Source organism: Actibacterium sp., assembly GCF_041584535.1.
Taxonomy (GTDB): Bacteria; Pseudomonadota; Alphaproteobacteria; order Rhodobacterales; family Rhodobacteraceae; genus Actibacterium_D.
Window position 1 is genome coordinate 1 of the sequence record NZ_JBFHDW010000139.1, and the last position, 6,818, is coordinate 6,818.

The window sequence follows — 6,818 nt, forward strand, 5'->3', positions numbered from 1 at the left end:
ACTTTGGCGCCGGGAAAGTCCGTCTCGAACCGCAGGATGTTTCCGACCTCGGCGCCGCGCCAGCCATAGATCGACTGGTCGTCGTCACCGACGCAGCAGATATTCTTGTGCCCGCCCGCAAGCAGCCGCAGCCACAGGTATTGGGCGACGTTGGTGTCCTGATATTCGTCGACAAGGATATAGCGGAACCAGCGCTGGTATTGCGCCAGAATGTCGGGATGGGTCTGAAAGATCGTCACCACATGCAACAGCAGATCGCCGAAATCGACGGCGTTCAGGTCCAGCAGGCGCTTTTGATAGGCCGCATACATCTCGACCCCGCGGCTGTTGAACGCCGAGGCCTCGGACACCGGCACATTGGCGGGGGTCCAGGCGCGGTTTTTCCAGTTGTCGATGATCCCGGACAGCAGCCGCGCCGGCCAGCGTTTTTCGTCGATGCCTGCCGCGGCGATCACCTGTTTCAGCAGCCTCACCTGATCGTCGGTGTCAAGGATGGTGAAATTCGATTTCAACCCGACCAGTTCAGCATGGCGGCGCAACAGTTTCGCGCAGATCGAATGGAACGTGCCCAGCCACGGCATGCCCTCGACGGTTTGACCCATCAGGCGACCGACGCGGTCTTTCATCTCGCGCGCGGCCTTGTTGGTAAAGGTCACGGCCAGAATTTCATTGGTGTGGGCGTTGCCGGTGTTCAGCAGATGCGCGATCCGGGCGGTCAGCGCCTTGGTCTTGCCGGTTCCGGCCCCGGCCAGCATCAGAACCGGACCATTCAAGGTCTCGACCGCCGCGCGTTGCTCGGGGTTCAGGTCATCCAGATAGGGCGCCGGACGCGCGGCCATGGCGCGTTGCGACAGCGGAATATCCGGGGGGGCTGACTCGTTCTTGCTGCTCATGCGGGCAATCTAGCGCGGCGCGAAATGGAATTAAAGAAGTGTTCCACTATTGTTCCGCAATCCCGTGCCACCTGATAGAACGGCGGCAAATTGGACAGGTTTTCTCACCTGTTCTTGGCGGAAATGTAACAAAATGCTTTCAATCCCGCCGCGATGCAGCATAATCGTTTTTACACACGACCCCTTGGCGCCCGCCGTGCGCCCACTCTGAACGACGGAGACGACCCTTCCATGCCTGATTTCCAGAAGATCCTAATCGCCAACCGCGGCGAAATTGCTATTCGCGTGATGCGCGCAGCCAACGAGCTGGGCAAGAAAACCGTGGCAGTCTATGCCGAAGAGGACAAGCTATGCCTGCATCGGTTCAAGGCGGACGAGGCCTACCGGATCGGCGAAGGTCTGGGGCCGGTTGCGGCCTATCTGTCGATTGAGGAAATCATTCGCGTGGCCAAGCTGTCCGGGGCCGATGCGATCCATCCGGGCTATGGCCTGCTGTCCGAGAATCCCGATTTCGTCGATGCCTGCACCAAGGCGGGGATCGCGTTTATCGGTCCCAAGGCCAAGACCATGCGACAGTTGGGCGACAAGGCCAGCGCGCGGCGCGTGGCAGTCGAGGCCGGTGTGCCGGTGATCCCGGCGACCGAGGTTCTGGGCGATGACATGGATGCGATCCGGGCCGAGGCCAAAGAGGTCGGTTATCCACTGATGCTGAAGGCCAGCTGGGGCGGTGGCGGACGCGGTATGCGCCCGATCATGAACGAAGCCGAGCTTGAGGAAAAAGTCCGCGAGGGCCGCCGCGAGGCCGAGGCCGCCTTTGGTAATGGCGAAGGCTATCTGGAAAAGATGATCATCCGCGCCCGCCATGTCGAGGTGCAGATTCTGGGCGACCAGCACGGCCATATCTATCACCTGTGGGAGCGCGACTGTTCGGTTCAGCGCCGCAACCAGAAGGTCGTCGAACGGGCGCCCGCGCCGTATCTGTCCTCGGCCCAGCGGGAAAAGCTGTGCAATCTGGGCAAGAAGATCTGCGAGCATGTGAATTACGAATGCGCCGGCACCGTGGAATTCCTGATGGATATGGACTCGGGCGAGTTCTACTTCATCGAGGTGAACCCTCGCGTTCAGGTCGAACACACCGTCACCGAAGAGGTAACCGGCATCGACATCGTCCGGGCGCAGATCCTGATCGCCGAGGGCAAATCTCTGGTCGAGGCCACCGGCATCGCCAGCCAGTATGATGTCGAGCTGTCGGGCCACGCCCTGCAATGCCGCATCACCACCGAAGACCCGCTGAACAATTTCATCCCCGACTATGGCCGCATCACCGCTTATCGCGGCGCCACAGGCATGGGCATTCGTCTGGATGGCGGCACTGCCTATTCCGGCGCGGTCATCACCCGCTATTACGACAGCCTGCTGGAAAAGGTCACGGCCTGGGCGCCGACACCCGAGGCGGCGATCGCCCGCATGGACCGGGCTTTGCGTGAATTCCGCATCCGTGGCGTTGCCACCAACATCGCCTTTGTCGAGAACCTGCTGAAACACCCGATGTTCCTGAACAACGAGTATCACACCAAGTTCATCGACCAGACGCCCGAGCTGTTCCAGTTCAAGGCGCGGCGCGACCGGGCGACCAAGATCCTGACCTATATCGCCGATATCTCGGTCAACGGTCACCCCGAAACCGAAGGCCGCCCGCTGCCCCCGGCCGAGGCCAAGCTGCCGAAAGCTCCGGTCAAGCGCCGGGCCGAACTGCCTGCGGGCACCCGGCAGATCCTTCAGGACAAAGGCGCACAAGGCGTGGCCGACTGGATGGCGGCGCAAAAGCAGTTGCTGCTGACCGACACCACGATGCGCGACGGGCATCAATCCTTGCTGGCGACGCGGATGCGCTCGATCGACATGATCGAGGTCGCCCCGGCCTATGCCGCCAACCTGCCGCAACTGTTCAGCGTCGAATGCTGGGGCGGGGCCACGTTTGACGTGGCTTACCGGTTCCTGCAGGAATGCCCGTGGCAGCGCCTGCGCGACCTGCGCACCGCCATGCCGAACCTGCTGACGCAGATGCTTTTGCGGGCCTCGAACGGGGTCGGCTATACCAACTATCCCGACAACGTGGTGCAAAGCTTTGTCGCACAGGCGGCTGAAACCGGCGTCGATGTGTTCCGGGTGTTCGACAGTCTGAACTGGGTCGAGAACATGCGCGTCGCCATGGATGCGGTGATCGAGTCGGGCAAGATCTGCGAAGGCACGATCTGCTATACCGGCGACATTCTGGACCCGAGCCGCGCCAAGTATGACCTGAACTATTACGTCGGCATGGGCAAAGAGCTGAAAGCCGCCGGCGCGCATATCCTTGGCCTCAAGGATATGGCCGGCCTGTTGAAACCGGCCTCGGCCAGCCTGCTGGTCAAGGCGCTGAAAGACGAGGTCGGCCTGCCGATCCACTTCCACACCCATGACACCAGCGGCATCGCGGCGGCGACCATTCTGGCGGCCAGTGCCGCCGGGGTCGATGCGGTGGATGCGGCGATGGATGCGTTCTCGGGCGGCACCTCGCAACCCTGCCTTGGCTCGATTGTCGAGGCGCTGCGCAATACCGACCGCGACACCGGCCTTGATATCGGCGCCATCCGCGAGATCAGCGACTATTGGGAGGCCGTGCGCACCCAATACACCGCGTTCGAAAGCGGCACCCGCGCCCCGGCGTCCGAGGTCTATCTGCACGAGATGCCCGGTGGCCAGTTCACCAACCTCAAGGCACAGGCCCGCAGTCTGGGGCTGGAAGAACGCTGGCACGAAGTGGCGCAGATGTATGCCGACGTGAACCAGATGTTCGGCGATATCGTCAAGGTCACGCCCAGCTCGAAAGTGGTCGGGGACATGGCGCTGATGATGGTGTCTCAGGGCCTGACCCGGGCACAGGTCGAGGACCCGAAAACCGATGTCGCCTTCCCGGATTCGGTCGTGGACATGATGCGCGGCAATCTGGGCCAGCCTCCGGGCGGCTTCCCCGACAAGATCGTGAAAAAGGTGCTGAAGGATGAAAATCCCAACACCCAGCGCCCCGGCAAACATCTGGCGGCGGTCGATCTGGACGCCACCCGCGCCGAACTGATCGCCAAGCTGAACGGCAAAGAGATCGATAACGAAGACCTGAACGGCTATCTGATGTATCCCAAGGTGTTCCTTGATTACATGGGCCGCCACCGCGAATACGGCCCGGTGCGCACCCTGCCGACCCATACCTATTTCTACGGCATGGAACCCGGCGAAGAGATCAGCGCCGAGATCGACCCCGGCAAGACGCTGGAAATCCGCATGCAGGCCATCGGTGAAACCAGCGAAGATGGCGAGGCCAAGGTGTTCTTTGAGCTGAACGGCCAGCCGCGAGTGATCCGTGTGCCCAACCGCAAGGCCAAGGCCAGCGTCGCCAAGCGCCCCAAAGCCGAGCTGGGCAATCCCAACCACATCGGCGCGCCGATGCCCGGCGTGGTCGCCAGCGTGGCGGCGACGGTCGGCTCAAGGGTGAAACAGGGCGATCTGCTGCTGACCATCGAGGCGATGAAAATGGAAACCGGCATCCACGCTGACCGCGATGCGGTGATCAAGGCGGTCCACATCACCCCCGGCGCCCAGATCGATGCAAAGGATCTGCTGGTCGAACTGGAATAAACCTCCGCGCCGAAAAAATAGGAAAACCGGGGTCTGGAACGGCCCCGGTTTTTGCTTAGATACGCCTGACATTCAATTCAAAGGATAGCCCCCCGTGCTTGAGCTTCTGTCCGACCCCGCCGTCTGGGCCTCGTTTCTGACACTGACGATTCTGGAAATCGTTCTGGGCGTCGACAACGTGATCTTCATCTCGATCGTGGCCCAGCGCCTGCCCCGCGCCCAACAGGCCCGTGCCCGGCTGATCGGCCTTGGCGGGGCGCTGATCCTGCGGCTGGGGCTGCTGGCGTCGATCGCGTGGATCATCTCGCTGGCGGAACCGTTCGTGACCGTTCTGGGGCTGGCCCTGTCGTGGCGCGACCTGATTCTGGTCGGCGGCGGGTTGTTCCTGCTGTGGAAGGCCGTGACCGAGATCTTCAACGAGGTCGAAGGCCCCGAAGACCACGGCCCCGCCAAGCACGCGGCAACCTTTGCCAGCATCATTGCCCAGATCGTCGTGCTGGACCTTGTGTTCTCGCTGGACAGCGTCATCACCGCCGTCGGCATCGCCGACCACCTGCCGGTGATGTTCGCCGCTGTGGTGGTGGCTGTGGGCGTGATGATGATCGCCGCCGAACCGATCGCCGCCTTCGTCGAGGCGCACCCGTCGACCAAGATGCTGGCGCTGTCGTTTCTGGTGATGGTCGGCATGGCGCTGATCGCTGACGGCCTGCATCACCATGTCGAGCGCGGTTTCATCTATGCCGCGATGGTGTTTGCCGGTGCGGTCGAGGGGCTGAACCTGCTGCGCGCCAAACGGCGGCGGCGCGCGGTCTGAAAAAAATCGCGGGGCGTGCGGATTTTCCTCTTGCGGCCCCGCGTCCAACTCAGTAAATCACCGCTCACCCAAGGAAGCGGGCGTAGCTCAGGGGTAGAGCATAACCTTGCCAAGGTTAGGGTCGGGCGTTCGAATCGCCTCGCCCGCTCCAAATTCTCCCACGGGGGAATACATTGAAAGACGCGGCCTTCGGGCCGCGTTTTTTCTTTTTCGCACCGCCAAGATTTTCCGTCCGCCCCTCTTGCACCGGATCGGCCCAGCGGCTACATGATCCTCACCCAAAGGAAGCGGGCGTAGCTCAGGGGTAGAGCATAACCTTGCCAAGGTTAGGGTCGGGCGTTCGAATCGCCTCGCCCGCTCCAAATTTCTCTTAAAACTTGATGTGGCCCAGCGTGGCCCCTACACCTGTGGTAACACAGGAGTCGCCATGTCCGAACAGCCCCCCCTTCATCTTGAACCGACGCTGCGCACCTTTCCGTTGCCGGCCGATACCAACACCCAAGGCGATATTTTCGGCGGCTGGCTGATGTCGCAGATGGACCTTGCCGGGGCCAGCATCGCGATCCGCCGCGCCAAGGGCCGGGCGGCGACGATTTCGGTCGATGCAATGCAATTCCTGCGCCCGGTCAAGGTCGGCGACGAGGTCACGCTTTATGCGCATTTGCTTGAGGTCGGACGCAGCTCGATGAAGGTCGAGGTCCGGGCCTGGCGCCGCCCGATGAGCAGCGAGGACAGCGAGCAGGTGACCAAGGCAACCTTCACCTTTGTCGCCATCGACGAAAACGGCCGCGCCCGCCCGGTGCCGCCCGAGGCCTGAGGTCGGCGGCTATTGCCCCAGCATCCATTCGCCCTCCGGAAAGAACGCGTGAAAAGCGAAGGCGAACATCAGGTCATGTGCGACATCGGCTCCGGCAGCGTCGCGCACCCGGATGTTGCCAACCTCGCGCCCCTGCCCGATCTGCGCGCTATCCAGTGCCGAGGCCTGCCCCGCAACCCATGAAATCTCGACCTCCGCCTCGCGGATCACACCTTCGGCTGCCAGCCGGTCCAGCGGCCACGCCCGGTTGCCGACCCGGACCACCCGCATCAGCGCCGGAATGTCATGCGGCGGCAAATCGCCATTATAAAGGAATGGCCGATACGAGCCGTCGTAGCCGACATAGGGGTTGCTGCCATAGTTGCGTGGCCAATCGGGTTCCTCCATCACCAGACCCGCAGGATAGCTGGCGCGGAAGCTGTCCCAGCTTTCCATCCAACTTGGGATCTGCACCAGATCGCGACCGCTGAAATACCCGACGATGCCTTGGCCTAACGCCTGTTGCCACCAGCTTTCGGTCTGGCGGTCAAACATGATCATGTCCGAATTGCGCAGCTTGCCGGTCACCCCGAATTCCAGCTCGCCCTCGTCCACCCGCCGGTCGAACACCAGCGCCGAG

The 6,818-nt window shown here is 62.4% G+C and carries 5 protein-coding genes and 2 tRNA genes; 5 read left to right on the plus strand and 2 right to left on the minus strand.

Features of this window, described 5'->3' with window-relative positions:
• Nucleotides 1–893: ATP-dependent helicase (locus ABYW26_RS08325; RefSeq protein WP_372604306.1), on the minus strand; the 893-nt coding region annotated here is incomplete at its 3' end.
• A 231-nt stretch (nucleotides 894–1,124) separates the two neighbouring features.
• On the opposite strand from ABYW26_RS08325, the gene ABYW26_RS08330 reads away from it, so the two are divergent.
• The 5 genes from ABYW26_RS08330 to ABYW26_RS08350 all read left to right on the plus strand — a co-directional run bounded on the left by ABYW26_RS08330 (nucleotide 1,125) and on the right by ABYW26_RS08350 (nucleotide 6,199).
• Entirely contained in the window at nucleotides 1,125–4,568 is a 3,444-nt protein-coding gene (locus ABYW26_RS08330) for a pyruvate carboxylase (RefSeq protein ID WP_372604307.1), read from the plus strand.
• A gap of 94 nt (nucleotides 4,569–4,662) precedes the next feature.
• Nucleotides 4,663–5,382 (plus strand): TerC family protein, encoded by a 720-nt coding sequence (locus ABYW26_RS08335; RefSeq protein ID WP_372604308.1) that lies wholly within the window; start codon nucleotides 4,663–4,665, stop codon nucleotides 5,380–5,382.
• A 76-nt stretch (nucleotides 5,383–5,458) separates the two neighbouring features.
• Nucleotides 5,459–5,533, plus strand: a tRNA-Gly gene (locus tag ABYW26_RS08340).
• 136 nt (nucleotides 5,534–5,669) lie between these two features.
• A tRNA-Gly gene (locus ABYW26_RS08345) sits at nucleotides 5,670–5,744 on the plus strand.
• 65 nt (nucleotides 5,745–5,809) lie between these two features.
• On the plus strand, nucleotides 5,810–6,199 hold the full coding sequence (locus tag ABYW26_RS08350) for an acyl-CoA thioesterase (protein ID WP_372604309.1): 390 nt from the start codon (nucleotides 5,810–5,812) through the stop codon (nucleotides 6,197–6,199).
• A 9-nt stretch (nucleotides 6,200–6,208) separates the two neighbouring features.
• Here the strand turns inward: ABYW26_RS08350 and ABYW26_RS08355 are convergent.
• A partial coding sequence (locus tag ABYW26_RS08355) for a DUF3179 domain-containing (seleno)protein (RefSeq protein WP_372604310.1) occupies nucleotides 6,209–6,818 on the minus strand: 610 nt, incomplete at its 5' end.